This is a genomic window from Streptomyces sp. NPDC017529, assembly GCF_044329785.1.
Lineage (GTDB): Bacteria > Actinomycetota > Actinomycetes > Streptomycetales > Streptomycetaceae > Streptomyces.
In genome coordinates, this window is the sequence record NZ_JBIRJY010000002.1 from 262,499 (window position 1) to 287,564 (window position 25,066).

General features: G+C 73.6%; 24 protein-coding genes. 22 read left to right on the forward strand and 2 right to left on the reverse strand.

Going from position 1 to position 25,066, the window contains the following annotated elements; translation table 11 throughout:
* Positions 1 to 31: 31 nt before the first annotated feature.
* From ACH4K4_RS04865 to ACH4K4_RS04945, 17 genes are all read left to right on the forward strand, one after another.
* On the forward strand, positions 32 to 1,021 hold the full coding sequence (locus tag ACH4K4_RS04865; RefSeq protein WP_398164854.1) for a glycosyltransferase family 2 protein: 990 nt from the start codon (positions 32 to 34) through the stop codon (positions 1,019 to 1,021).
* The gene (locus ACH4K4_RS04870) at positions 1,018 to 2,418 is read left to right on the forward strand and encodes an NAD(P)/FAD-dependent oxidoreductase (RefSeq protein WP_398164855.1); all 1,401 of its coding nucleotides are present in this window, start codon (positions 1,018 to 1,020) and stop codon (positions 2,416 to 2,418) included. Before ACH4K4_RS04865 ends, ACH4K4_RS04870 begins: the two co-directional genes overlap by 4 nt.
* Positions 2,411 to 3,886 carry an aspartate aminotransferase family protein gene (locus tag ACH4K4_RS04875; protein WP_398164857.1) on the forward strand — a complete coding sequence of 492 codons (1,476 nt, stop codon included), beginning with the start codon at positions 2,411 to 2,413 and terminating at the stop codon, positions 3,884 to 3,886. Before ACH4K4_RS04870 ends, ACH4K4_RS04875 begins: the two co-directional genes overlap by 8 nt.
* Positions 3,883 to 4,233: a hypothetical protein gene (locus ACH4K4_RS04880; protein WP_398164858.1), complete on the forward strand. Its 351-nt coding sequence runs from the start codon at positions 3,883 to 3,885 to the stop codon at positions 4,231 to 4,233. The genes ACH4K4_RS04875 and ACH4K4_RS04880 overlap by 4 nt, the downstream gene beginning before the upstream one ends.
* Positions 4,230 to 5,750, forward strand: a complete 1,521-nt coding sequence (locus tag ACH4K4_RS04885) for a GMC family oxidoreductase N-terminal domain-containing protein (protein WP_398164859.1) — start codon at positions 4,230 to 4,232, stop codon at positions 5,748 to 5,750. The genes ACH4K4_RS04880 and ACH4K4_RS04885 overlap by 4 nt, the downstream gene beginning before the upstream one ends.
* A complete protein-coding gene (locus ACH4K4_RS04890) occupies positions 5,728 to 7,323 on the forward strand; it encodes a GMC oxidoreductase (RefSeq protein ID WP_398164860.1) in 1,596 nt (531 codons plus the stop codon). The genes ACH4K4_RS04885 and ACH4K4_RS04890 overlap by 23 nt, the downstream gene beginning before the upstream one ends.
* On the forward strand, positions 7,320 to 8,330 hold the full coding sequence (gene sbnA / locus ACH4K4_RS04895) for a 2,3-diaminopropionate biosynthesis protein SbnA (RefSeq protein WP_398164862.1): 1,011 nt from the start codon (positions 7,320 to 7,322) through the stop codon (positions 8,328 to 8,330). Before ACH4K4_RS04890 ends, sbnA begins: the two co-directional genes overlap by 4 nt.
* Before the next feature lies 1 nt (position 8,331).
* Complete coding sequence (locus tag ACH4K4_RS04900) at positions 8,332 to 9,390, forward strand: iron-containing redox enzyme family protein (RefSeq protein ID WP_398164863.1); 1,059 nt, start codon at positions 8,332 to 8,334, stop codon at positions 9,388 to 9,390.
* A gap of 23 nt (positions 9,391 to 9,413) precedes the next feature.
* On the forward strand, positions 9,414 to 10,427 hold the full coding sequence (locus tag ACH4K4_RS04905) for an ROK family protein (RefSeq protein ID WP_398164864.1): 1,014 nt from the start codon (positions 9,414 to 9,416) through the stop codon (positions 10,425 to 10,427).
* A 264-nt stretch (positions 10,428 to 10,691) separates the two neighbouring features.
* A complete protein-coding gene (locus tag ACH4K4_RS04910) occupies positions 10,692 to 12,137 on the forward strand; it encodes a purine-cytosine permease family protein (RefSeq protein ID WP_398164865.1) in 1,446 nt (481 codons plus the stop codon).
* A 3-nt stretch (positions 12,138 to 12,140) separates the two neighbouring features.
* Positions 12,141 to 12,665, forward strand: a complete 525-nt coding sequence (locus ACH4K4_RS04915; protein ID WP_398164867.1) for a pyridoxamine 5'-phosphate oxidase family protein — start codon at positions 12,141 to 12,143, stop codon at positions 12,663 to 12,665.
* A 205-nt stretch (positions 12,666 to 12,870) separates the two neighbouring features.
* On the forward strand, positions 12,871 to 13,644 hold the full coding sequence (locus ACH4K4_RS04920) for an AfsA-related hotdog domain-containing protein (protein ID WP_398164869.1): 774 nt from the start codon (positions 12,871 to 12,873) through the stop codon (positions 13,642 to 13,644).
* Positions 13,645 to 13,681: 37 nt separating this feature from the next.
* Positions 13,682 to 14,326: a methyltransferase family protein gene (locus ACH4K4_RS04925; protein WP_398164870.1), complete on the forward strand. Its 645-nt coding sequence runs from the start codon at positions 13,682 to 13,684 to the stop codon at positions 14,324 to 14,326.
* A gap of 50 nt (positions 14,327 to 14,376) precedes the next feature.
* Positions 14,377 to 17,043, forward strand: a complete 2,667-nt coding sequence (locus ACH4K4_RS04930) for a PEP/pyruvate-binding domain-containing protein (RefSeq protein ID WP_398164872.1) — start codon at positions 14,377 to 14,379, stop codon at positions 17,041 to 17,043.
* On the forward strand, positions 17,040 to 18,020 hold the full coding sequence (locus ACH4K4_RS04935) for a hypothetical protein (protein WP_398164873.1): 981 nt from the start codon (positions 17,040 to 17,042) through the stop codon (positions 18,018 to 18,020). The genes ACH4K4_RS04930 and ACH4K4_RS04935 overlap by 4 nt, the downstream gene beginning before the upstream one ends.
* A 5-nt stretch (positions 18,021 to 18,025) precedes the next feature.
* Positions 18,026 to 19,033, forward strand: coding sequence for an MDR family NADP-dependent oxidoreductase (locus ACH4K4_RS04940; protein ID WP_398164875.1), 1,008 nt, complete (start codon positions 18,026 to 18,028; stop codon positions 19,031 to 19,033).
* 34 nt (positions 19,034 to 19,067) lie between these two features.
* Entirely contained in the window at positions 19,068 to 19,625 is a 558-nt protein-coding gene (locus ACH4K4_RS04945; protein WP_398164876.1) for an NUDIX domain-containing protein, read from the forward strand.
* 11 nt (positions 19,626 to 19,636) lie between these two features.
* Here the strand turns inward: ACH4K4_RS04945 and ACH4K4_RS04950 are convergent, their stop codons facing one another.
* Together ACH4K4_RS04950 and ACH4K4_RS04955 are read right to left on the reverse strand one after the other, a co-directional pair.
* Entirely contained in the window at positions 19,637 to 19,864 is a 228-nt protein-coding gene (locus ACH4K4_RS04950; RefSeq protein ID WP_398164877.1) for a hypothetical protein, read from the reverse strand.
* A 40-nt stretch (positions 19,865 to 19,904) separates the two neighbouring features.
* On the reverse strand, positions 19,905 to 20,882 hold the full coding sequence (locus tag ACH4K4_RS04955) for an aminoglycoside phosphotransferase family protein (RefSeq protein WP_398164879.1): 978 nt from the start codon (positions 20,880 to 20,882) through the stop codon (positions 19,905 to 19,907).
* 169 nt (positions 20,883 to 21,051) lie between these two features.
* Between ACH4K4_RS04955 and ACH4K4_RS04960 the strand changes: the two genes are divergently transcribed.
* From ACH4K4_RS04960 to ACH4K4_RS04980, 5 genes are all read left to right on the forward strand, one after another.
* Positions 21,052 to 21,828 (forward strand): hypothetical protein, encoded by a 777-nt coding sequence (locus ACH4K4_RS04960; RefSeq protein ID WP_398164880.1) that lies wholly within the window; start codon positions 21,052 to 21,054, stop codon positions 21,826 to 21,828.
* A gap of 44 nt (positions 21,829 to 21,872) precedes the next feature.
* Positions 21,873 to 23,246: a hypothetical protein gene (locus tag ACH4K4_RS04965; RefSeq protein WP_398164881.1), complete on the forward strand. Its 1,374-nt coding sequence runs from the start codon at positions 21,873 to 21,875 to the stop codon at positions 23,244 to 23,246.
* A 91-nt stretch (positions 23,247 to 23,337) separates the two neighbouring features.
* Positions 23,338 to 23,508: a 50S ribosomal protein L32 gene (gene rpmF, locus ACH4K4_RS04970; protein ID WP_360125038.1), complete on the forward strand. Its 171-nt coding sequence runs from the start codon at positions 23,338 to 23,340 to the stop codon at positions 23,506 to 23,508.
* 6 nt (positions 23,509 to 23,514) lie between these two features.
* Positions 23,515 to 24,678 carry a GTP-binding protein gene (locus tag ACH4K4_RS04975; protein ID WP_398164883.1) on the forward strand — a complete coding sequence of 388 codons (1,164 nt, stop codon included), beginning with the start codon at positions 23,515 to 23,517 and terminating at the stop codon, positions 24,676 to 24,678.
* Positions 24,663 to 25,058, forward strand: a complete 396-nt coding sequence (locus tag ACH4K4_RS04980; RefSeq protein ID WP_398164884.1) for a Fur family transcriptional regulator — start codon at positions 24,663 to 24,665, stop codon at positions 25,056 to 25,058. The genes ACH4K4_RS04975 and ACH4K4_RS04980 overlap by 16 nt, the downstream gene beginning before the upstream one ends.
* Positions 25,059 to 25,066: the final 8 nt, after the last annotated feature.

Sequence of the window (25,066 nt, forward strand, 5' to 3'; positions counted from 1 at the left end):
CCGCCGCGCACACCCCGAGGAAAGGACCGCCATGTCCGCGACCCGACCGTCCGCGCACCTGTCCGCCGGGGCCGGCCGCCCCCTGGTCAGCGTCGTGGTGCCGTGCTTCGACGAAGAGGCCGTCATCCGGGGGACCCACCGCCGGCTCAGCGCCGTGCTGCGCCGCCTGCCGGAGTGCGAGTACGAGGTGGTGTACGTGGACGACGGCAGCCGGGACGGGACCTGGGACCGGCTCACGGCGCTCGCCGGGACCGACGCGCGGGTCCGCCTGGTGCGGCTGACCCGCAACTTCGGGCACCAGCCCGCCGTCCTGGCGGGGCTGCGCGAGGCGGCGGGGGACGCGGTGGTGACCATCGACGCCGACCTCCAGGACCCGCCGGAACTCATCGCCGACATGGTCGAACGCTGGCGCGCCGGCTGGCCGGTGGTCACCGCGCGGCGCACCGGCCGGCAGGGGGAGAGCCGCTTCAAGACCACCACCGCGCTCGTCTTCTACCGGCTGCTGGCCGCGGTCGCCGACCATCCGGTGGGCGTGGACACCGGGGACTTCCGGCTGCTGGACCGCGCGGTCGTGCGCACCCTCGCGCTGCTCCCCGAGTGCGAGCTGTACCTGCGCGGATCGGTGTGCTGGACGGGCTTTCCGGAGACGAGTCTGGAGTACGGGCGGCTGCCGCGTCCGGCGGGCCGGACGAAGTACACGCTGCGCAAGATGGCCGGCCTGTCCCGGCGCGGGCTGCTGGCCTGTTCCTCGGCCCCCGCGCGGGTGCCCGCCGTCGTCGGCCTGACCTGGCTCGGCGGTACGGCCATGACCTCCGCGGTACGCCGCAGGCCGCTGCCGCTGGCCGCGTGGACGTTCGGCTGCGAGGCGGTGCTGCTCGGGGTGCTGGGCGAGTACTTGCTGCTGGTCCACCGCGAGGTGCGCGGCCGGCCGCCGTACGTGGTCCTCCAGCGGACGGGGGCGGGCGGGGGCGCGGTACCGGCCGGGCTGGTGACCGGCGAGACGGCCGGGAGCGCGCGGTGACGGCCGCGCACGGCAACCCGGGGGCCCGTTGGGACGTCATCGTCGTCGGCGCCGGCTTCACCGGCCTCGCCGCCGCGCACGAACTGGGGCGCGCGGGGCTGCGCTGCCTGGTCCTGGAGGCCGACGACCGGGTCGGCGGCCTCGCCGGCACGTTCTCCGTCGGCGGCCGGCAGCTGGAGCGCTTCTATCACCACTGGTTCGCCTCCGACACGGACGTCTTCCGGCTCTGCGCCGACCTCGGCCGCGCCGACCTGGTGCAGCGCCACCACGGCCGTACCGGCTTCTACTACGCGGGCGGCATCCACCGCCTGTCCTCCCCGCTCGACGTGCTGCGCTTCGCCCCGCTGCCGCCGGCCGACCGGCTGCGCCTGGGCCGGTCGGTGCTGCGTGCCGGGCGGGTCCGGCACTGGCGCGAGCTGGAGGCGCTCACCGCCGAGGAGTGGCTGGTCGGCCTGGGCGGGCGGCGGGTCTACGACCGGGTGTGGCGGCCGTTGCTGGAGGGCAAGTTCGGCCCGTACGCGTCCGAGGTCGGCGCCACTTGGATGTGGACCAAGCTGCACCTGCGGGGCGGCAGCCGCAGCCGGTCGGGCCGTGAGGTGCTCTACTACCTGCGCGGTGGCTGCGGCGCCCTGCTGGACGCCTGGCTGCCGCGGCTGGCCGCGCTGGGCGTGCGGATACGGACCGGCAGCCCGGTGGCGGAGGTGCTGACCGGCCCCGAGGGCGTGACCGGCGTCCGGTGCGCCGGCGAAGTGATCGCGGCCCCGCGGGTGCTGGTGACGTGCGCGCCCGGCCCCGCCGCCGCGCTGCTCGCCCGGTCGGCGCACCCCGCGGCGCCGGGGCTGCGCCGCCGGCTCGGCGCGATCCCGTACCTGGCCAACCTCTGCCTGGTGCTGGAGAACGACCGGCCGCTGTCCGGCACGTACTGGCTCAACGTCACCGACCCGCACTTCCCGTACGTCGGCGTCATCGAGCACACCAACCTCGACGCGCCCGCGCACTACGGCGGACGGCACCTGGTCTACCTCTCCACCTACCTCCCGGCGGACGCCGCCCTGTACCGGATGGGCGACGCGCAGGTCTACCGGCACAGCCTCCCGCACCTGCGGCGGATGTTCCCCGCCTTCCGCGAGGACTGGGTGCGCGCCCACCACGTGTGGCGCGCGCCGTACGCCCAGCCGGTGATCACCCGGCACTACTCCCGGATCGTGCCGGGCGCCGAGAACGCCGTACCCGGCCTCTACCTGTCCGGGATGGCCCAGGTCTTCCCCGAGGACCGGGGCACCAACTACGCGCTGCGGGGCGGGCGGCGCGCCGGACGGCTGATCGCCGACCGCGTCCGTACGGCCCCCCGCAGCACGGCCGGCACCGCCGTACGGACAGGAGCGGACCATGACTGACCGCCGCGCCCCGCTGCCCCTGCTCACCGCGGACGACTGCGAGCGCATGCCCGAGCACCAGGTCCACGACCTCTACCGGCGCTACGTCAGCCGCGCCCAGGTCTCGCTGCTCGGCTCCTTCGGCTTCGGCCAGGACCTGGTCGAGCACGCCGAGGGCTGCTGGATCACCTTGCGCGACGGGCGGCGCATCCTGGACTTCACCGGTGGGATCGGCGTCCTCAACCACGGGCACAACCACCCCCGGCTGCTCGCGGCCCGCCGCCGCTTCGCCGAGCGGCGCGCCATGGAGGTCCACAAGAACTTCCTGTCGCCCTACGTGGCCGCGCTCAGCCACAACCTGGCCCGGCTGCTCCCGGGGGACCTGGACATCAGTTACTTCCCCAACTCCGGTGCGGAGGCGGTGGAAGGCGCCGTGAAGCTCGCGTACAAGTACCACCGCGGGCATCGGGGCACAGTGCTGCACAGTGACATCTCCTTCCACGGCAAGCTGCTCGGCGCGGGCAGCCTCACCGCCTCTCCCGAGGTCGACTTCCCGTACCCGGGCCTGCCGGGAACCGACCACTTCGCCTACGACGACCTGGACTCCTTCGCCCTCGCCCTGGAACGGCACCGGGCCGGGGACGGCAGCAGCGACGTGTACGCAGTGGTGCTGGAGCCGTTCAGCGCTTCGAGCGTGCGCGAGTGCTCGGCGGAGTTCCTGTACGAGGTCCGCAGGCTGTGCACGGAACGGGACATCGTGCTGGTCTTCGACGAGGTGTACACAGGCTGGGGACGGACCGGGACGCTCTTCCACTTCATGCGGCATCCCGGCCTGGTGCCCGACGTGCTGACCACCTCCAAGTCCTTCGGCGGCGGCAAGGCGTCCATCTCCGGCTACGTCGCGCGCGAACCGGTCTTCCGGGCCGCGTACGACAACCTCGCCGACGCGACGCTGCACAGCACCACCTACTACGGCTTCGGCGAGGAGACCGTCACCGCGCTGGAGGCCGTTGCCATCGCGGTGGAGGACGACTACCCGACGCGCGCCGTGCGGATCGGGGAGCGTCTGGGCGGCGGCCTGGCCGACCTCGCCGCACGCCACCGCGCGCTGGTGACCGGCACCTTCGGCCGGGGCGCGCTGCACGGCGTGTTCCTCACCGAGGGCAGTCCCGCCTTGGACCGGCTGCTGCGCCTGGTGCCCTCCTCCTTCGCGCGGGACCCGCGGGCCCGCCGCAAGCTGGTCACCGCCGCCGTCATCGCGTCTCTCTACCGCGACTACGGCGTGCTGGCCTACTACGGCTCCAACCACGGCTTGCCGCTTATGGCCTCGCCTCCGCTGGTGGCCGGGGAGACGGAGGTCGAGATGTTCCTCCAAGCACTGGACTCGGTACTGGAGCAGGGTGCTGCGCGCTTGCTGACCCGGTTCGCCAAGGACGTACTGGCTCAGCATGTGCCCGTACGGGCCAAGGAGGGGGCGGTGGCCGGGTGAGCGGGCAGGAGGGCGACCGGAGCGACCGGGTCGGGCGAGCGCTGCGCGCCAGCGGTCTGCCTGCCCTATGGGCGGCCCGCTATCCGGCCCTTGCCGACGCGCGGGCGGGCGCGCGTGCCAGCGAGCATGTCTGCGGCTCGCTGGGAGCGCTGCCCGGGGCGTACCGCCTCGCCGCCATAGTCGCTCTGCGGGTGATCGGCCTGGCTCTCCGTGTGACGGCGCCGCGGCGCTCCGGGCCCGCCGCTGGGTACGACCGGCTGGCCCGGCTGCCCTTCGCCGCCCGCTTCTTGGCCGTCACCGACTCCCTCGCGCTGTACGGCGGTCTGGACGGTGAGCCGGACACATGACCCAACACCCCCGCCCGCCCCGCGCCGTCCCGTGCGACGCCCTGGTCATCGGCTCCGGCGCCGGTGGCGCGGTCGCCGCCCTGGAACTGGCGCGGGCCGGCCTCCACACCGTCGTCCTGGAAGAAGGTCCGCGCACGACCACCGCGGAACTGGCCGCGACGGCGCCCGCCGAGAACCTGCGCCGCCTCTACCGCGACGCCGGACTGGCACCGATCCTCGGCAGCCCGGTCATCCCCTACGGCGAGGGACGCTGTGTGGGCGGCAGCACGGTCGTCAACGGCGGTCTTCTGTGGGCGCCACCGGACGCACTGCTGGAGCGGTGGGCACGGGTGATGGGCACCACCGATTACCGCCCCGACCGGCTGGCAGGCCATATGCGTACGGTGTCCGACCGGCTCGGCGTCGGCGAGCAGCCGCACGGCTCCGGCAACGCGGACTCCCGGCTGCTGGCCGACGCCGCCGACGCCCTGGGCTGGCGCTGGTCCGCCGCCCGGCGCGCGGCCCCCGGCTGCCTGCACCGCAACCGCTGCCCGACCGGCTGCCCCAGCGGCGCCAAGCAGAGCATGCTCGTCAGCTATCTGCCGGAGGCCGAGCGGTACGGCGCGCGGGTCGAGCCCGCGACCCGTGCCGTGCTGCTGCGGCACGACGAGCGCACCGTCCACAGTGTGTGTGCCCTGGGCGGACCGGGCGGGCGTACGCGCGTCAACTACCGGCCGCGTACGGTCTTCCTGGCCGCCGGAGCCGTCGGCAGCGCCCTCCTGCTCCAGCGGAGCGGCATCCACCCCCGTACCGCCGGGCGCGCGATGGGCTTCCACGTCAACTTCCGCCTGGTGGCCCGCTTCGCCGATCCGGTGCACGCCACCCAGGGCACCATCTTCACCGCTCAGATACGGGAGTTCGCCGACCTGGGCATCCACCTGATGGCCGCCAACCTCACCGCCGGATCGCTGGCGGCAGCCCTCACGGGACACCGCCCGGCCGTGGTGAACGCGCTGGTCGAGGACCTGGAGAAGGTCGCCGTCTGCACGGTGCAGGTGCGGATGAGCGGACGCGTCACCGTGCGCCGGCTGCCGCGCGCCGGACGCCTGCTGCGGCACCGGATGACCGCCTACGACCACGGCCTGCTGCGCTTCGCGCTCGGCCGGGCGGCGCGGGTGCTGTTCCGGGCGGGGGCCGTGGAGCTGTACCCGCCGTGCCCCGGGTCGCTGCGCTCGGACCGGGCGGCGCAGGAGTTCGCCGCCCGCTCGGACCCGCGCGGCTGGAGCCTGGTGTCCGTCCACGCCATGGCCTCCTGCCCGATGGGGCGGGCCGCGTTCGGCGGGGTGTGCGACCAGGACGGCCGCCCGTACGGGTTCACCAACCTCCGGCTGTGCGACGCCTCGGTGCTGCCGGGGCCGACCGGCGTCAGCCCCCAGGGCACGGTCATGGCCTTCGCACACGAGATCGCCGCCCGCCACCTCTGCGCACCACCACAGCACCCCTTGAGGAGGCACGGTGACAGCCACACCACACCCTGACGCCGCGGGACGCCCGCCAGGGTCGGTCCGCCCCGACGGGCCCGTCCTCGACTGCGACATCGCCGTCATCGGCTCCGGCATGGGCGGCGCGACGCTGGCGTACGCGCTGCGCGGCACCGGCGCGCGGATCCTGGTCGTGGAACGCGGCGACCACCTCCCCCGTGAGTGGCAGAACTGGTCCGCGCCCGCGGTCTTCACCGCCGGGCGCTACCGCAACGCCGAGCCCTGGTACGACGCCGGGACGGGACGTTTCTTCTCGCCCGGCGTGCACTACTACGTCGGCGGCAACACCAAGGTCTTCGGCGCGACGCTGCCGCGTTTCCGGGAGGCCGACTTCGGGCCGCTGGAGCACGCGGAAGGCGTCTCACGCGGCTGGCCGTTCCCGTACGGGGCCCTCGAACCGCACTACGCGCGGGCCGAACGCCTCTACCGGGTGCACGGCACCCGCGCGGCCGACCCGACCGACCCCTGGCGCTCCGGCGACTACCCCTGGCCGGCCGTGCCCCACGAGCCGCCGGTCGCCGCGCTGGCCGAGGCGCTGCGCGCGCAGGGCCTGACGCCGTACGCGCTGCCCACCGGCGTGGACCTCCGGCACGGCGGAACGTGCCTGCGCTGCGCCACCTGCGACGGCTTCCCGTGCCTGGTCGGCGCCAAGAGCGACGCCGACCTGTGCGCGCTCCGGCCCGCGCTGGCCGCGGGCAACGTCTCGCTGCTCACCCGGGCCACGGCGGCCCGGCTGGTGACCGGCGCCGCGGGGCGGCGGGTGAACGAGGCGCTGGTCCGGTACGGCAGCGGTGAGCTGCGCGTGCGCGCCGACCGTTTCGTGCTGGCGTGCGGGGCGGTCAACACGGCGGCGCTGCTGCTGCGTTCGGAGCCCGGCGCGTCCGTGCCCACGAGCCCGGTCCGGACCACGGGGCTGGCCAACCGGTCCGGCCAGGTCGGCCGCAACTACATGGTGCACAACAGCACCTTCCTGGTCGCCGTCGACCCGCGCCGCCCCAACGACGTGGTGTTCCAGAAGACCCTGGGCGTCAACGACTGGTACCTGGCCGACGGGGCGCGCGGGCCACTGGGCAACGTCCAGGCGCTCGGCAAGCTGCGGGCCCCCTCGGCGGGCGGCCTGTGGCCCCGCGCCCCGCGCCCGCTGCTCGCCGCCGCCACCCGGCGCAGCGCCGACCTGTACCTGACCAGCGAGGACCTGCCGGTGCCGGAGAACCGGGTGACCGTGGGCAGCGGCGGCCGTGTGGAGGTGCACTGGCGCCCGGTCAACCTCCCGCCGCACCGCGAACTGGTGCGCCGCGCGGTGCGGATGATGCGCCGCGCCGGCTACCCCCTGGTCTTCACCCGGCGGATGGGCATCGCGGTCAACTCGCACCAGTGCGGCACCGCGGCGGCCTGCGACGACCCGGCGGACGGCGTCGTGGACGCGGGGTGCAAGGCGCACGGGCTGGACAACCTGTGGATCGCGGACAGCTCCTGGTTCCCTTCGTCGGCCGCGGTCAACCCGGCCCTGACCATCGCCGCCAACGCGCTGCGGATCGCGCCGGGTGTGGCGGGCACGGCGGTCCCATGATCGCCGATCACGCCTACGACCTGGTCACCGACGACGTCTTCCTGCGGCTGGACGGCCTGCTGCCGCACGGCGAGCTGTTCCTCAAGCTGGAAGGGCTCAACCCGGCCGGCTCCGTCAAGCTCAAGACCGCCACCGGGCTGGTCGAGGACGCCGAACGCCGCGGCCTGCTGCGCCCCGGCGGCTCCCTGATCGAGTCCTCCTCCGGCAACCTCGGCATCGCCCTGAGCATGGTCTGCGCGGCCAAGGGCTACACCTTCACCTGCGTCACCGACCCGCACGTACCGGCGCAGAGCGTCGCGCTGATGCACGCGTACGGCGCCCACGTCTGCGTCGTGGACACCCCCGACGGCAACGGCGGTTACCTCGGCAGCCGGATCGCCCTGATCCGCAGCGCCCTCGACCTCGACCCCTCGCTGACCTGGCTCAACCAGTACGCCAACGCCGCCAACCCGGCCGTGCACGCGGCCCGCACCGCGGCCGCCGTACTGCGCGAGATCCGCCGTGTCGACTACCTCTTCGTCGGCGCCGGCACCACGGGCACCGTCATGGGCTGCGCCGCCCACTTCCGCCGCCGCTCGCCGCACACCACCGTCGTCGCCGTCGACGCGGAGGGCTCGGTGACCTTCGGCGGGCCGCCGGGGCCCCGGTTCGTGCCCGGCCTGGGCACCAGCAGGGCGCCGGAGATCTGCCGCCCGCGCGACGTGCACCACGTGGTGTCCGTACCCGAACGGGACGCCGTCCTGATGTGCCGCGGGATCGCCCGCAGCCACGGCCTGGCCGTCGGCGGCTCCACGGGTTCCGTGCTCTGCGCCGTGCTGCGGCTGCGGTCCCGCATCCCGGCGGGCGCCCGCGTGGTGGCGCTCTCCGCCGACCTCGGCGACCGCTACCTGGGCACCGTGTACGACGACGCCTGGGTCACCGAGCACTTCGGCACTCCCGCGGCCGGGCCGCCCGGCCGCTCCCGGCTCCCCGGCGCCGCGCCGGCGCCCACCGAGGAGGTGCGTTGAATTGACCCCGCCCGCCGGCGGCCTCCAGGACCTGTACTGGCCGCCCGTCCACCCCTTCGACACCCTGGACCCCGGCCTCGTCCGCTTCCTGGCGGCGCCGCCGCCCGCCCAGGCCACGCTGCTCGCCCGGCTGCGCACCGACCCCGAGGCGCACGGCCGCTTCCTCCACAACCACCTGGCCACCCTCTACGCCCAGTCCTTCGGCTACCGCGACGGCCCGGCCGCGCACGCCACCGACGACGACCTGGAGATCGCCCTGTACGCCGCACGGACGCGGCTGGAGCACGAGTTCCTGACGTACGGGACCTCCCCGGCGCCGGTACCGGACCTGCGCGGGCAGGAGGCGGCGGCCGACCACCTGGAAGCGCTGGCGGCCGACAACCCCGGCGCCTCCCACCCCCTCTTCCGCTTCCTCGCCACCGAGGCCACCCGCGAGCAGATCGAGTACTTCCTGCGCTGCGAACTGATTCGCAACGAAGTCGTGGACGACGAGGTCGCCCTGCTCGTCGTCGGCCTCCAGGGCCGGCAGAAGGCCGTCGCCGCCGCCAACCTCTGGGACGAGTGCGGCCGCGGACGGCTGGAGAACTTCCACACGTACTGGCTGCGCCGCCAGCTCGGCTCGTACGCGGGCTGGGAAGCGCTGGCCCGCTATCGCCGCGACCACCCCTGGTTCGCCAAGCCGACGTCCAACCTGTTCACCGCGCTGCTGCTGCGCCCCGCACGCGTCCAGGCCGCGTACGGCTGCTTCCTCGTCTTCGAAAGCTGGGTCGAACCGCACTTCACCCTCCTCCTGGAGGGCATGACGCGGGCGGGCATCCACGACGACGACATGCGCGTCTACTACACCGCCCACACCCGCATCGACCCCCGCCACAGCCGCGAACTGTGCGAAGGCCTGCGCGACCAGCGCCCCCGGCTGACTCCCCCGCAGGTGCGCGCCGCGCTGTACGGGGCGCACCTCGCGGTCGACACGGGGGTGCGGCAGTACGACCGCATCCGGCGTCACTTGGAGACCATGGGCCCGCGGGGTGTACCCGCCCCGCGGCCCCAGGACCACTGAGGCCGGCCGCGATCGGAGGAACCATGACGGACCTGGACCGGGCAGCGCACCAGCAAGCGGGAGCGGCCGACACCGTACCGACCCTGCGCGACGGGCCCGGCGGCCTGGTCCTCGGGCTCGACATCGGCGGCACCATCGTCAAGTCCGCGCTGGTCGCCCCCGACGGCACGGTCACCTCGGAGAGCCGCTGCGCCACCCGCCCCCAGGACGGCCCGAGCGCCGTGCTGCGCACCGTCCTCGACCACGCGGCGGGCGCCCTGGCCGCGGCCCGCGCCGCGGGCGAGGACGTGCGCGCGGTGGGCGTCGCCTCGTGCGGGCTGGTGGACGAGAACGCGGGCACCGTCGTGTTCTCGTCCAGCATCCAGTGGCGCGACCTGCCGCTGCGGCGGCTGGTCTCCGAGCACCTGGGCCTGCCGGCGGCGCTCGGGCACGACGTGCGCTCCGGCGGCCTCGCCGAAGCACGCCTGGGCGCGGGCCGCGGGCACCGGGTCGTCTTCTTCGTCCCCGTCGGCACGGGCGTGGGCGGTGCGCTGCTGCTGGACGGGAAGCCGTACCCGGGCAGCCACTGGCGCTCCGCGGAGATCGGGCACGTCGTCACACAGGTGGACGGCGAGGCGTGCCCGTGTGGGCAGCGCGGCTGCCTGGACACCATCGCGGGCGGCGCCGCCGTCGCGCGCCGCTACAACGAGCGGTGCGGCGCGCGGCCGCCCGTGCCCGGCGCCGAGGAGGTGGCGCGCCGTGCGGCGGCCGGGGACCCGGTGGCCGTGCGGGTGTGGGACGAGGCGGCCGACGCGATGGCGCAGACGCTCCTGGCGGGCATCACGCTCTTCGATCCGGCCGTCCTGGTGCTGGGCGGCGGCCTCAGCCAGGCGGGCGAGCAGCTGCGCGTACCGCTGCGGCGCGGCCTCGAACGGCGGGCCGCCTTCCAGGCTCTGCCCGACCTCGTCTTCGCCCGGCTGGGCGAGCGGGCCGGGCGGATCGGCGCCGGGCTGCTGGCCTGGGACCTGCTGCATGCCCGAGCGGGCGAGCGGTCATGAGTGCGCACGTACGGGCAGGAACGGTCGCCGACCCGCCCGTACGCGGACACGACCCGCCCCAGCCGCACACCCTGACCGGCTGCCGACCCGGCTCTGACCGGCCGCTCGGCCACCGCTGACCGGGTCTGCCCGCGGAGCGGCGGGGGCGGGGGAAACGGGCATGTACACCGCAGTGGGCGCGGCGGACCGGCTCTGGAGGCCCGTCGTCGGGTTCGCTGTCCAGGAGCCGGGTTCTCCACCCCCCTCCCGAAGGGAGCCCCGACCATGAACCACCCCACCGCGCCCGGAGGCCGAGAGCGGCACCTCGTCGAGGGCCGCACCATCGACGCCGTACCGGAGAGCGAACGCCGTGGCCGCCCCCGCGACCTGTTCGCCGTGTGGTTCGCCGCCAACATCAGCCCGCTGACCATCGTCTCCGGCACCATCGCCCCGCTCGTCTTCGGCCTGGGCCTGTGGCCCGGCATCGCCGCGGTGCTCCTGGGCAACATGCTCGGCGGCTTCCTGATGGCCCTGCACGCGGCGCAGGGCCCCCGGCTGGGCGTCCCCCAGATGATCCAGAGCCGCGGCCAGTTCGGCAGCCACGGCTCGCTGCTCGTCACCCTCGTCGTCGTGTTCATGTACGCGGGCTGGTTCGCGTCCAACCTGGTGATCGCCGGCCAGGCGCTGCACCGGTCGGTGCCCGTCCTCGGCACGTCCGGCTGGCTGGTGCTGTGCGCGCTGGCCGGGCTGGTCGTCGCCACCGTCGGGTACGACCTGATCCACCGGGTGGGCCGCTGGGCCACCGTGATCACCGTCTCGCTGCTGGCGCTGTGCGCGGTACGCGTCTTCACGGCCCCCGGCGTCATCGAACGCGCCACGAACGCCACCGGCTTCACCCTCTCCGGCTTCGTCGGCATGACCGCGCTCGGCATCCTGCTCCAGATCACCTACGCGCCCTACGTCTCCGACTACACCCGCTACATGCCCGCCCACGCCGCGGCCCGCCGCTCCACCCTCTGGTTCACCTACTGGGGCAGCGTCCTCGGCAGCGTGCTGCCGATGTTCCTCGGCATCGTGATGGGCATCGCGGTGGCCGACGACGCGATCGCCGGGCTCGACACGGTCCTGGGCGGCCCCCTCTCCGCCGTGGTCCTGTGCTCCTTCGCCGTCATCGTCGTCCACGTCAACTCGATGAACCTGTACGGCACCTCGCTGTGCCTGGTCACCGCCGCGCAGACCTTCCGCACCACCTGGCTGCCCGGACGCCTGGCCCGTACGGCGCTGATCGCGGGCCCGCTCGCCCTCGGCCTGACCCTCGCCCTGGCCTTCCAGGACACCTTCCTCGCCTCGTACACCGACTTCCTGGCGATCCTCCAGTACGTCCTGATCCCCTGGACCGCCATCAACCTCGTCGACTACTACCTGATCAGGCGCGGGCGCTACGACGTGCCTTCCTTCTTCGCCCCCGGCGGTGGCGTCTACGGCCGCGTCAACGGCCCCGCAGTCCTGGTCTACGCGGTCAGCTTCGCGCTGGAGGTCCCCTTCATGCACACCTCGGCCTACACGGGCCCGGTGGCCGTCGCCCTCGGCGGCATAGACCTCTCCTGGGCCGTCGGCCTCCTCGTCCCCACCGTCGCGTACTGGGCCATCGCCCGCCGCCGCGCCCGGACCCCCCTTCCCGCCACCGCGCCTGCCACCCCGTCCCCCGCCCTCCCCCAGGAAGGCTCCTGACCCATGCCCATATCCGACTTACACGCCCAGGCGGTCCGCCTCCTGCACGCCAACCGCTACCTGACCCTCGGCACCGCATCTCCCGAGGGCGCCCCCTGGGCCGTTCCCGTCACCTTCGCCTGGGACGACGCCGACCACTTCTACTGGTGGTCGGCGCGCGACGCCCGGCACTCCCGCAACATCGCCGCCAACCCCGTCGTATCACTCCTGGTCTACGACTCCCGGGCGACCGACGCCGAGGCCCAGGGCCTCTACGGCGAAGGCACCGCCCAGGCCCTCCCGCCGTCCGACCTGGCGGCGGCCCTCGCGGTCTTCTACGCCCGCCGCTATCCCGACCCCGCCCTCCGCGCGCGCAAGGCCCGCCTCCCCGGCGAATTCCAGGGCGACTCCCCCAAACGCGTCTACCGCGCCACCGTCCGCACCTACTCGATGCTCACCACCGCCCCCCACCCGGTTCACGGCAACGCGGTCCCGCACCGGATCGCCTTTCCCTTCAGCACGGCGTCGGTCAACGGCGACACCCACTGAAAAGGGCCTCTGAACTCCGTAGTTGGGGCTGTTGCAAGCTCCGTTGCAAGCCTGCCGTACAGCGGTTCGCAAGATGGCGTTCCCACAATCGTGGCTCAGCGTTGCGCTGAACAGACCTTCTCCGATCCGGACGGCCCGGGGCGGGCCTGGGCGTACTCATTCAGAGGAGGGCCACTGTGGTACCTCTCGATGAGAGGAGAAAGCCATGTCCGAAGGAGTCGTCTTCGTCGTTGGTGACAATCTGGCGGGCAGTTCTCCCTCCGCACACCTGCTGTCCCTCTCCGAACTTCTCTCCGGCTTGAGGGACGGACTGGTGCGCGAGCCGTGGCCGGTACTGGTGCCGGGGCAGGGAGTCGAACGCTACGAACGCGACCTCGTACGCGACCGATTGCGCCGGCTCGGCCTGCCGGATTCCATCCTGCAGGACCCGCCGATCCCCGAATTGCTGGGCTGCGCCGAGGTGCACAAGCACAATCCCGACAACGTGCTCATCGCCGGGCTGCACAAGGTCGAAGAGGACCTGTTCCACGCGTCCCTGCGGGTCTCCGACCGCCAGGAGATGGTGCTCGACCACGCTTCCAGCGCCCATGTGACCGCCATGGTGATCACCGAGATGGTCCGGCAGATGTCGCTGGCCATCGGCGAGCGGTACCTGCTGGGCACGACGGGAGTTCCCCGCCGCTTCATCATCAACTCCCTGGAGACGTCGTTCAGCAAGTTCCTCCTCCCCCTGCCGGCCCGCATCGAGTACCGCTTGGAAAAGCTGAGCGCGAAAGGCCCGGACCGGATTCGGTTCCAGGGCCGGTGCGACGTGGTGCAGGCAGGCATCACCGCAGCCTCGGGCTCGATGGACATGGTGGTGATGGAGGAGACCCGGTCCGCCCAGATCGAGGAAAAGCAATTCCTGGAGGCACTGCCGCTGCTCGCCGAGGACCGGCAGTGCGAGGACGCGGCCGGCCGGCTGACTTCCCCGCTGTGACGTCGTAGCGGCGGCTCACCATTCTCGGAAGGCGTTCATGCACTGGATTCTGCGCAAGTATCCGCTGTTCATCCTTGCCGTCTGCGTGGCAGCGACCGCGACCGCGGTGCTACGCGGGGCCCTCGACTGGTCCGACCCCTGGCAGCGCGTGGCCGCGGTGCTCGCCGGGCTGCATCTGCTGTGGCTGCTGCTGGAAACCTGGACGACCGTCCGCAGTTCGACGTCCACGGAGAACGCCACCGACCGCGGCACCATCTACGTCTACGCCACCGCCCGCGCGGCCACCGTCGCCACCGCCTGCCTGATCCCCGCCGACCAGCGGACCTATCACCCGTGGATGCTCGCGGTGCCGGTGGTCTTCGCGGCGTCCGTGGCCGTACGGCTGATCGCGATCCGCACCCTCGGACGCTTCTACTCACACCGGGTACGCGCCCTCGACGACCACCGGATCGTCCAGACCGGCCCCTACCGGTGGGTGCGGCATCCGGCCTATCTCGGCATGGCACTGGCCCATGTGGTGTTCGTGCTCTTCTTTATCAATCCCTTCAGCGCCGCGGCTTTGATGATTCTGCTTCCGACGCTCGTGGTCCGCATTCTCGTCGAGGAGCGGATGCTTCTCTCGCTTCCCGGCTATTCCGACTACGCGGCGTCCCACCGCCGCCTCATTCCCTGGGTGTGGTGAAACGCTCCGTGAATTCCCTCCGATTTCGACCCGGCGCACCCGCCCGGCCCGTGGTGCGCGGCCGTGCGCTGCTGAACACGGCGGCCGTCGGCCCCAAGTTCGCGCGGCAGGCACGGATGGCCGAGGCCGGCCTGCCCGTACCCCGCTTCTTCTGCCTGTCGGCCGCGGTGTTCACCCGCGTACTGCGCCCGGTGCGCGCCGAGATCGACGCCCTGCTGCGCCGGCTCGACCCGGCGGACCCCGCATCCGTCGAGGAGAAGGCCGCAGCGATCAGGGAACTGATCCTGCGGGCCCCGGTACCGGCGGACGTGGAGCGCCTCCTGTACCAGGCCTTCGACCAGGAGTTCGGCGACGACGCGGTCGTCTCGGTACGCTCCTCCGTCGTCGGCACGGCCGGCCAGCAGGGCGAGGACTCCGCGGACGACGCGTTCGCCGGCATCAGCGACAGCTTTCTCTACGTGACCCGCGACGAGTTGCTGGACAAGGTGAAGCAGTGCTGGGCCTCGGGCTTCGGCTCGCAGGCCCTGCTGTACCGGTCCGCCCGCGGCAGCACCCAGCACGGTTTCGCGGTGGCCGTCGGCGTACAGCGGATGCGGTTCGGACAGGCGTCCTTCGTGCTGTTCACCTGTGATCCGCTGACCGGCGCCCGCGACCGGGTGCTCGCCGCCGGCCTGGGCATCGGCGAGGGCGTGGTCCAGGAGAAGGTCCCCGTGGACCACTACTTCGTCTCCCGCCGCAACGACACCGTACGCCCGGTGCTCGCCCACAAGGCGGAGCGCATGGTCGAGAACCCCGGCCGGCTCGCCGACGGACCGCAGCTGTCGGCGGTGCCCGAAGAGCTGCGTGACGCGCCGGCGCTCACCGACGAGCAGATCCGGCAGGTGGTGGCAGCGGGAGACCGGATCGAGAAGCTGTTCGGCTGCCCGCAGGACATCGAGGGGACGTTCACCGCCGACGGCGCCCTGCACATCCTCCAGGCCCGGCCTGTGGTGCTGGACCTGGACCGCCAGCGGCTGTGGAGCAACGCCAACATCACCGAGAGCTACCCCGGCGTCACCACCGCGCTGACCTACTCCTTCGCCCAGCGCTTCTACCGCGAGGACTTCCACGACTTCTACCGGAAGCTGGGCGTTCCGCGCGACCTGCTCGACCGGCACGAGAACGAGCTGCGCGGCATGATCGGGCTGCTGCGCGGCCGGGTCTACTACTCGCTCAGCGTCTGGTACGTCCTGCACGGCCTCAGCAGGACCTTCCCGCTGTGGCGCAACAGCTTCGAGCGCATGATGGGCATGTCGCCGTCGGTCTACCACGTCCGGCCCACCCCCCTGCTGAAACCGGCCGACCAGCTGCCCGCCACGGCGGCGGCCCTGCTGCGCCTGACGGCACGCTGGGCCATCCACGTCCCGGCGGCCCGGCACTTCGGGCAGTGGTGGCAGCGGACCGTCACCGAGCACCGGGAAGCGGCCGCCACCGCCGACCCGCTGCAACTGGCCCAGCTGATGCGGTCGTTGTGGCGCGAGGCGGGCAGCCACTGGGGCATCACCCTGGTCAACGACATCCTGCTCCAGATCCACGAGACCATGGCCATGCGCCTGTTCGACCGCTGGCTGCCGGACGCCGACCCCGGCCTCCACAGCGACCTGCTGTGCGGCGGCGAGGAGAACCGCAGCGTGGTGATCCTGATGTCGGTCATCGACATCGCCGAACGGATGCGCACCCTTCCGGCGCTGATGGACGCCCTCGCCACCAAGCCCGTCGAGGAAGTCTGGGACGAGGTCGCCGACGGCGCCTACGGAACCGACATCGCCGACCGGCTGCGCTCGCACGCGGAGCTGCACGGCGACCGCGGGCTCCAGGAACTGAAGCTCGAAGTCCGGGTGCCACGCGACGACCCGGCCCAGCTGCTGCGCATGGCGGCGGAGTACGCACGCGGCGACGTCACCCGGCAGATGCTGCGCGCACGCGAGACCGACACCCGCGACGCCGGCGAAGCCCGGCTGCGCACGCTGCTCGCGGGCCACCCGCTGCGGCGCCGGGTACTGCGCTCCCTGGTCGCGGGGCAGCGCCGGTACGTCAACATCCGCGAGAACACCCGCTACAACCGCAGCGAACTGTTCGGCTTCGCCCGCTCCGTGTACCGCAGGCTCGGCGCCGACCTGGCGGCCCGCGGCCTCCTGGAAACCGCCGACGACGTGGTCCACCTGACCGAGGAGGAGATCCTCGGCACGTACGACGGCACCGCGGTCACCGACGACCTGCGCGGCCTGGTGGCCGTACGCCGGGCCGAGTACGAGGCCAGGGGCGCCGAGCTGCCGATGGACTTCGTCACCATGGGCCCGGTCCGGGACGGCCTGCCGGACCCGACCTCCGGCACGGTCGGCGAGGGCACGCTGTACGGGCTGGGATCCAGCGGCGGAGTCGTACGGGGGACCGCGCGCGTGGTCGTCGACCCGCACGAGATGGGCGAGCCCAGCGACGACATGATCCTCGTGGCCCGGGAGACCGACCCCGGCTGGCTGTTCCTGATGCTCTCGTCCCGCGGCATCGTGGTGGAACGCGGCACCCTGCTGTCCCACACCGCCATCAGCGGCCGCAAGTTCGGCATACCGACCATCGTCGCGCTCCAGCACGCGACAACCCGCATTCCGGACGGCGCCCGCGTCGAGATCGACGGCGCGGCCGGCACCGTGACGATCCTTGAAGAGGACAGCGCATGACCGCCCCCGCGTCCGGGCCGACGCTCCACCCGCCCGCCCACCGGCCCCGCTCCTGGACCCACAGCGTGCCGCGGCTGCGCGCCTTCTTCACCGAGCGGGCGCCGTCCCGGGTCTACGTCACCTACGCGGTGCTGTGGGTGCTGGCCCTCCAGGGCACGCTGGCGGTGCTCAGCCCGGCGGCCGACTGGAGACTCGGGCCCCGGCTCCTCGCGGAGATCGTCAGCGTGTACCTGGCGCTGCTGTTCGTCCGGGTCGTGGACGAGCAGAAGGACCTTGAGTACGACCGGCGGCACAACCCGGACCGCCCGCTGCCCCGGGGCGCGATCGACGTCGCGGAACTGCGCGCCGCCATGGCCCTGATCGTCATCGCGGAACTGGCGCTCAACACCTGGCTCTCCGCGCCGCTGACCGTCGTGATGATGCTGGACCTCGCCTACATCTGCTTCCTCGTCCAGCTGGAGCGCTGGTCGGCGACGGTACGGGACCGTATCTTCGTCAACCTGCTGGTGAGCTACCCGGTGCAGATCCTGCTCAGCGTGCACATCTGGCTGTCCTTCCGGGAGGCCACCGGCACCGGGCCCGCGACCCACCTGCTGCTCGCGGCGGTGCTGTGCGCCTGCACCTTCATGCACTACGAGTTCGCCCGGAAGACCAGCGCACGGAAGGTGCCCGGCGCCACCCTCTACTCGAACACCGTCGGCCTGCGCGGCTCGGTGGGCCTCACCGTCGGCTGCGCGGTGGCGGCCGTCGGCATCACCCTCGCCGTCATCCGGCCCTGGGAGCTGCACGGGCCGGCCACCCTCGCGGGCTGGCTGCCGCTGACCGCGCTGGCCTTCGTCTGGGGCGGCGGCGAACGGTTCACCAGCCAGCGCACACCGACCTGGCCGCCGGGCCCGGCCATGGGATTCCTGGCGTGGTGCTACCTCGGCCTGTTCGTCGCCGCGCTCGCGGTGGTCCGCCCCGGCCTGGGGGGCTGAGACCGGTGCCACCCTCGACGTACCGCGAGGTCAGACTCGCCGCCCGGCCCGGCCGCGACCTGGGTCCGGAACACTTCGAGATCGCGGAGGTGCCGTTACGGGCCCCGGCGGCCGGGGAGGTGCTGGTACGCAACCTGGTGCTGCGCATCGGAGCCGCCACCCGCACCCTGATGGCCGACGCGCACGGGCTGCCGATGGCCTCCTACGAGCCGGGGCGGCCGTTGCGCGGCAGCGCCCTCGGCGAGGTGGTCGCGGCCCCCGGCACCTCCTTGAGCCCCGGCGACCTGGTCCGGCACGATTTCGGCTGGCAGCAGTACGCCACGCTGCCGGCCGCGAACGTCCGGCGGATCGACCCGGCCCGCTGGCCCGACCCCGCGGCCTGCCTCTCCCAGGGGTTCGCCGGCTGGCTGGCGGTGGACCGGGTCGCCCGGATCCGGTGCGGCGACACCGTGCTGGTGACCGGCGCGGCCGGCGGAGTCGGCTGCGTCGCCGCGCAGTTCGCCCGCCTGCGCGGCGCCGGCCGGCTCGTCGGCACCACCGGGTCCCGCCGGAAGGCCGGCTTCCTGCTGCGCGAACTGGGCGTCGACGCCGTACTGGTGCGCGGCGAGGGGCCGATGGAGGAGCAGTTGCGTGCGGCGGCACCGGAGGGGATCGACGTCTTGGTGGACACGGTGGGCGGCGAGCAGTTCCAGTCCGCGCTGGCGCTGGCCCGCAGACGCGCCAGGCTCGTGGTGGTGGGCGCGCTCTCGGGCCAGGCCGCCGGCGGCACCCGGTCCCACGTCGCCCTCGACACCCTGGCGCTCTGCTCCCGCGGCATCACGGTCAGCGGCCTCTCGGCCACCGACCACCGCGCGTCGGCCGAGCGCTGGGAAGAGGAGTTCAGCGCCGGGCTGCGCGAAGGGACGCTCACCTTCCCGCACGTGCGCCTGTCCGGCATCGACCAAGCCCCCGGCGCCCTGCTTGACTTGCTGGCCGGCCGCCACCTCGGCACGGTCCTCGTGGAACCCACCTGAGGCGCGGGCCGCCCACCAGGCGAGGAAAGGGAACATGGAACCAACCGCCGAAGAGATCGTCGCCCTCTACGCCCAGGACGAGGTGCCCGGCCGAGTGGTCGGCACCTCGGCCAGGAGCAGGATGCGAGCGGAGAACCTGCCCCACGCGGCCACCAAGATCCTGCTGCGCGACGCCGCCGGACAGGTGTACGTGCACCGGCGTACCGAGAGCAAGGATCTCTACCCTGGCCTGATAGACGTCTGGGTCGGCGGGGTGATCGCCGCCGGCGAGGAACCGCTCGCGGCCGCCGAGCGCGAGTTGGGCGAGGAGGTGGGCCTGCACGGCTGTGTCCTGGAGCCGGTCATGCGCCGCTGGTACACCGACGCACACACCAACTACCTGGCCTACATGTACGAGACGCGCTACGACCCGGACGCGCACGGGCCGATCGTCCACCAAGCATCCGAGGTCGCCGACGGCTGGTGGCTCCCCTGGGACCGGCTGACGGCCCGACTCGACGACCCTGCCTGGCCGTTCGTGCCCGACGGTCGGTCACACCTGGCCCACTACCGCGCACAGCAGCCACGAACACGCGCGGGCTCACCGCGCTGACCCGCCGTCCGCTAGCGGCACTTCCGCATCCAGGCAATAAGGGCCACGAGCGCGATCGGCGCCCCGACGGCCGCCTTGACGGCCAGCTTCGTGGACAGCCATGCGTAGGCCGGGTTCCACCATTCCATCCACCGGGCCAGCATCAGGGCCGTGAGCGCCACCAGGATGGCGCACACCACGGACACCGCTATGCGAACGCCCCGGTTGCCGAGCTGCTCCGCGTTCTCCCCCTCGCTCATGAGCGCGATGGTACGAAGGGAAGATCAACCGCGGGCGGCGTCAGCTGCCGGTCGCGCCGGGAATGGCCGGTTGGCGACGGCCGTGGCCGGTTTTGCGGGTGCCGGCGCCTGGCCCCGGCCCGTCCATCAGGGCGCCGATCGCGTTCCCGGCCCGCTCCACGGCCTGCCGGTCGCCGTGCCGGACGCCGCGTTCCATCGCTTCGGCGGCGTCCAGCGCGGCGAGCGCCGGCAGCGCGTACCGCTCCGCGTCGGTCAGCTCGCGCCCGTACCCGCGCAGGAAGGCCGTACGCAGCGCCGGGTCCTGCCGCGCCGGGCCGTACGCGACGCGTACGAGGTCCTCGGCCGCGCGGCCGCGGCGCGCCCGTGCGAAGCCGACGAGCGCCAGGCGGCGGCCCGCCGCGTCCCACAGGAAGTGGTGCTCGCGGACGTCGCCGTGCAGGAAGGCGGCGGGCAGCGGCGGCAGGAGGCGGAGCGCCGCGGCGCGCTCGCGGATCATCCGGCACTCCGCCGCGCCCAGTGCGCCCGCCGCCCGCAGCGCGGCCGCCCGTTCCCCGGCTGCCGCGTGGCGGCTGTCCGCCCATGCGTCGTCACCGTCCGCCGGACCCGCCTCGCACGCGTCGTGGAGGCGGCGGAGCAGGCGCCCCGCCTGCCGGTACAGCTCGGTGCGGTCCGCGCTGCCCGGCGCGAGGGCCGCGGCGCTGCCGCCCGGCACGGCGGTGAGCAGCAGCGCGAGCCGCCCGGGGGCGCTGTCGACGAGGACCGGCGCGTGCGCGTGGCCGAGGGCGGGGACGGCATGGCGGTACGCGTGGGTCTCCCGCGTATAGCCCGCCGGCTCCGTCGCGACCTTGAGGAAGAACCGGGCGGCGTCGGCGCGCGTCAGCTCCCATACCCGGGGGCCGCCCGGCCGCCACGCCACGGGCCGGATCGCGGCGATCTCGCCGCCGGCCCGCCGCCGGGCCCAGGCCCGTACGGCGTCGGACGGCTCGTCGGCACCGGCGGTGTTCTGGACGGGGTGCACAGCTCCTCCTCGGGTGGTGCCGGTGGTGCCGGCCCCGGGCTCGCGGTGGGGGCCGAATGGCTGGAAGTCGGCAGCACCGCCACCGTACGACGCCAAGGAGTTATACAGTTGCGCAATCCAGCAAGTTAAGTCAGCACATTGAGCGGTACGCACCGCCAGGGGGACACACATGCCCGACACCGGCTCCCTACGGACCGAGGAGGCCACCGCCTTCGCGCAGGCCCTCGGCCAGGCACTCGACTCCCCGGAGATCAAGGAGGCGCTGCGCAACGGCCCGGGAACCACCGGCACCGAGCGGCTGCGCGTCCAGGCGTTCCGGTCCCGCGCCGCCCTCTGCGCCACCGCGGCGACCGAGTACCGGGCCTACGCCCGGCTGCGCACCGAGGAGGCACGGCTGGCCGCGCCCTCCCCCGAGGACGGCCGGCCCTCCGGCGGCCTGCTGCCCGCGCTGGCCGTCCTCGTGCCGAGCCTGGGCGCGGTGGCCGCCGTCATCTTCCTGGCGATCGGCTTCGGGATGCGGCTCGTCGGCGTACACCGGCAGTTCTCCGACGAACTCCTGTACGCGGGCTGGCTCGCCGCCGGCATCGCGGTGGCGGCGACGGCGGCCGGCCTGGTCTGGCTGCTGGTGACGGCGGCCCGCAACCGCTCGGCGCCGCCCCCGGACGGCGATGCGGCGCCATGCGCCGACGCCGGCTCGGGCTCCGAGGTGGCGCGGGCCCGCGAGGCGTGGCGGCTGGCGCTGCTGGAGCGCGGGATCCTGCCGTTCCTGCTCGGCCGCATCCAGGAGGAGCAGGCGCGCACCACGACGGACCGCGCCCGCCCCGGCTACTCGGCCCCCGAGTACGCCAGCCCCGAGTACGCAAGCCCCGCATACGGCAGCCCCGGGTACGGCAGCCCGGAGTTCGCCGGGCCCACCGCCACGCCGGCCCGCTCCTCCCCCTCGTAACCCGGCACTTGTTGTGAGCCACGCCACACGCGCACTATGGCTGTATGAGAAAGGCCGCCGGTCCGGCGTCACCAGGGCCGCCGCAGCCGTCGCCGCGGCGGCACAACGCGGTGCTCAGGCTGTACGACGCGCCACTGCACCGGGACTGGGCGTTCTGGCTCACCTCCGGCCTCGCCGTCATGACAGCCCTCAGCATCGGCACGAGCGCCGAGCAGTCGAGCGACCTGCCGCGCTGGCTGGACACGCTGCTCGCGGTGATCACCTTCACCCTCCTCTTCGGGGCGCTGCCCGCCTGGATCCGGCTGGTCGCCCGCAGGCGGCAGTGGCGTCACCAGCGCGCCGGACCACCGCCGCCACCGCGCGCCGCCCCGCAGCCCCGTACCGCCCCGCCACCGCCCCGTACGGCACCACCCCCGGCCCCCACGCCCGGCCCGGCCACCGACCCGGCCACCGGCCCCGCCCGCAGCACGAACCACGCACCTCGGCCCGGCCCCCGCCCCGCCCCTTCTCACCACCCCGGCCCGGCGCCCGATCAAGACCCCCTGGCCACCGCCCGCCGCGCCCTCCCCCACCCCGTGGCCCGTACCGTCCACGAGATGCAGCGGGCGCACACCCACAAGGACCGCTACGAGGCGCTGCTCGAAGCGGGCGAGACGCTCGCCGCCACCGTCGCCGTGACGGCGGCCGGACTGCTCCAGGCGCACGGCATCGGCGCGCGCAACCTGTCGGCGCTGCGCTCCGCCCTCGCCTCCGGCGGCGGCGTCACCTTCGGCACCTGGACGGAATGGCTCCGCAACCTGTGCCCGCTCGTACGGGACCGTACGGACGTGGTTCCCGGCCTCGCGGAGGCCCTGCGGAACCAGTCCGACATGGCCGCCAGGCCGGACGACCCCGGCCTCGTCCAGTCCCTCGACCGCCTCAGGGGCGAGCGCAACCGCACCGCCCACGGCGACAAGCCGCGGACCCAGGAGGAGGCCGCCCTGCGCGTCGCCGAACTCCAGCCGGCCTTCGAACGCGCCCTGTGGCACGCCCAGTTCCTCGGCGGCCTGCCCTGGCTGCTCACCGTGTCGTGCGCCTACCAGCGCAGGACGGGCACCTTCGAGGTCGTGGCCCACCACCTGATGGGCGACCACCCGGACTTCGACCGGCTGACCTTCCCCTGCCAGGAACCTGTGGCCGACGACACCGTCTACGTGCTCAGCCCGGCCGGCCCGGTCGCCCTGTCGCCCTTCGCCGCCAGCCGGTACTGCGCGGAGTGCGGGCAGCGCGAGGTCTGTTACGCCGCCCGCGCGGGGCACCGGACCCTGCCGGCGGCCTACAAGAGCTTCGGCCGCGGGCACTCCATCCCGTGCCCCGAACTGGACGAGGAGATCGCCGCGCCGCCCGGCCGCCGGCCACCGCCCCGCACCCCTCGTTAGAAATGGGATCCATTTTCATATAGCCTCTCCCCAGCCCGCGGCGCCACCGCGCCCGGCCCCGCACCGCCGCCCCCCGGAGAGGTTGAGGACCATGGCCGTCCCCAAGCGGAAGACGTCCCGCAGCAACACCCGCCACCGCCGCGCCCAGTGGAAGGCCACCCCGCCCGCCCTGGTCCCGGTCACCGTCGACGGCTCCGTGTACCGGGTACCGCGCCGCCTGGCGAAGGCGTACGAGCGCGGCCTGCTGCGCCCGGAGGACTGACCGCCCATGCCGGCCGTGCTGCCCGTCACCGTGCTCTCCGGCTTCCTCGGCGCCGGCAAGACGACGCTGCTCAACCACGTCCTGCACCACCGCGGGGGCCTGCGCGTCGCCGTGATCGTCAACGACATGAGCGAGATCAACATCGACGCCGCGCTCGTCCGCGGCGGCGCGGCGGCCCTGTCGCGCACCGAGGAACGGCTCGTCGAGATGACCAACGGGTGCATCTGCTGCACCCTGCGCGACGACCTCCTGGAGGAGGTCGGCCGGCTGGCACGCGACGGGCGCTTCGACTACCTGCTCATCGAGTCCAGCGGCATTTCCGAGCCGATGCCGGTGGCCGCGACCTTCGCGTTCCCGCGCGACGACGGCGCGACGCTGGGCGACCTGGCCCGGCTGGACACCATGGTCACCGTGGTGGACGCCGCCGGCTTCCACGCCGGGCTGGCGGGCGGTGACGGCCTGGCCGAGCTCGGCATCGCCCCGTACGAGGACGACGAGCGCACCGTCAGCGACCTGCTCGTGGACCAGGTCGAGTTCGCCGACGTCATCGTCGTCGACAAGCTCGACCTGGTGGACGAGGAGCAGGCGGCGCGCCTCCGGGCCGCCCTGGCCCGCCTGAACCCGGCGGCCCGGGTCGTCCCCGCCCGGCACGGCCGCGTCGCGCCCGCCGAAATCCTCGGCACCGGCCGCTTCGACCTGGAGCGCGCCCAGCAGGCACCCGGCTGGGTCATGGAGCTCAACGGCGACCACGTACCGGAGACCGAGGAGTACGGGATCTCCAGCACCGTCTTCCGCGCGGCGCGCCCCTTCCACCCCGGGCGGCTCTGGGAGTTCGTCACGGAGGGCATGGACAGCGGCGCGTACGGGGACATCCTGCGGTCCAAGGGGTTCTTCCGGCTCGCCGGCCGGCCCCGGGTGACCGGCCTGTGGTCACAGGCGGGCTCCGTCGCGCGCTTCGAACCGTCCGGGGCCCACGGCGCGACCGGGGACGCCCAGGAGCTGGTCTTCATCGGCGTCGGGCTGCGTGCCGCGGCCCTGCGCGAGGCGCTCGAAAACTGCCTGGTCACCGACGCCGAGGCGCCCGGCACCGACCCGTTCCCCGCCTGGGACACGTACGGCGTGGACGACAGCTGCGAGCACGAGGGCGAATCGGCGTGGGCGGCCGGCTGACCCGTCAGCGCTCCTCCGTCCTGCGCGTGCTGGACGCGTGCCAGGACTTCGTCTCGGCCCAGGAGCTGCACGTACGCCTGGTGACCGTGGACATCCCGGTCGGGCTGTCCACCGTCTACCGCACCCTGCGGGACCTGGAGCGGGCCGGGCAGGTCGACGTCGTACGCGACGAGGCGGGCGAGCGCCTGTACCGGCCGCGGCCCGCCGACGGCCACCGCCACTACCTGATCTGCCGCCGCTGCGGACGCAGCCGCCCGCTGGACTCCGACGTGGTGGAGCGCTGGGCGGAACGGGTCGGCGCGGAGAGCGGTTACAGCGCCGTCGAGCACACCGTGGAACTCAGCGGCATCTGCGCGCGCTGCACCACGCTGTACGCGTGACCCCGGCC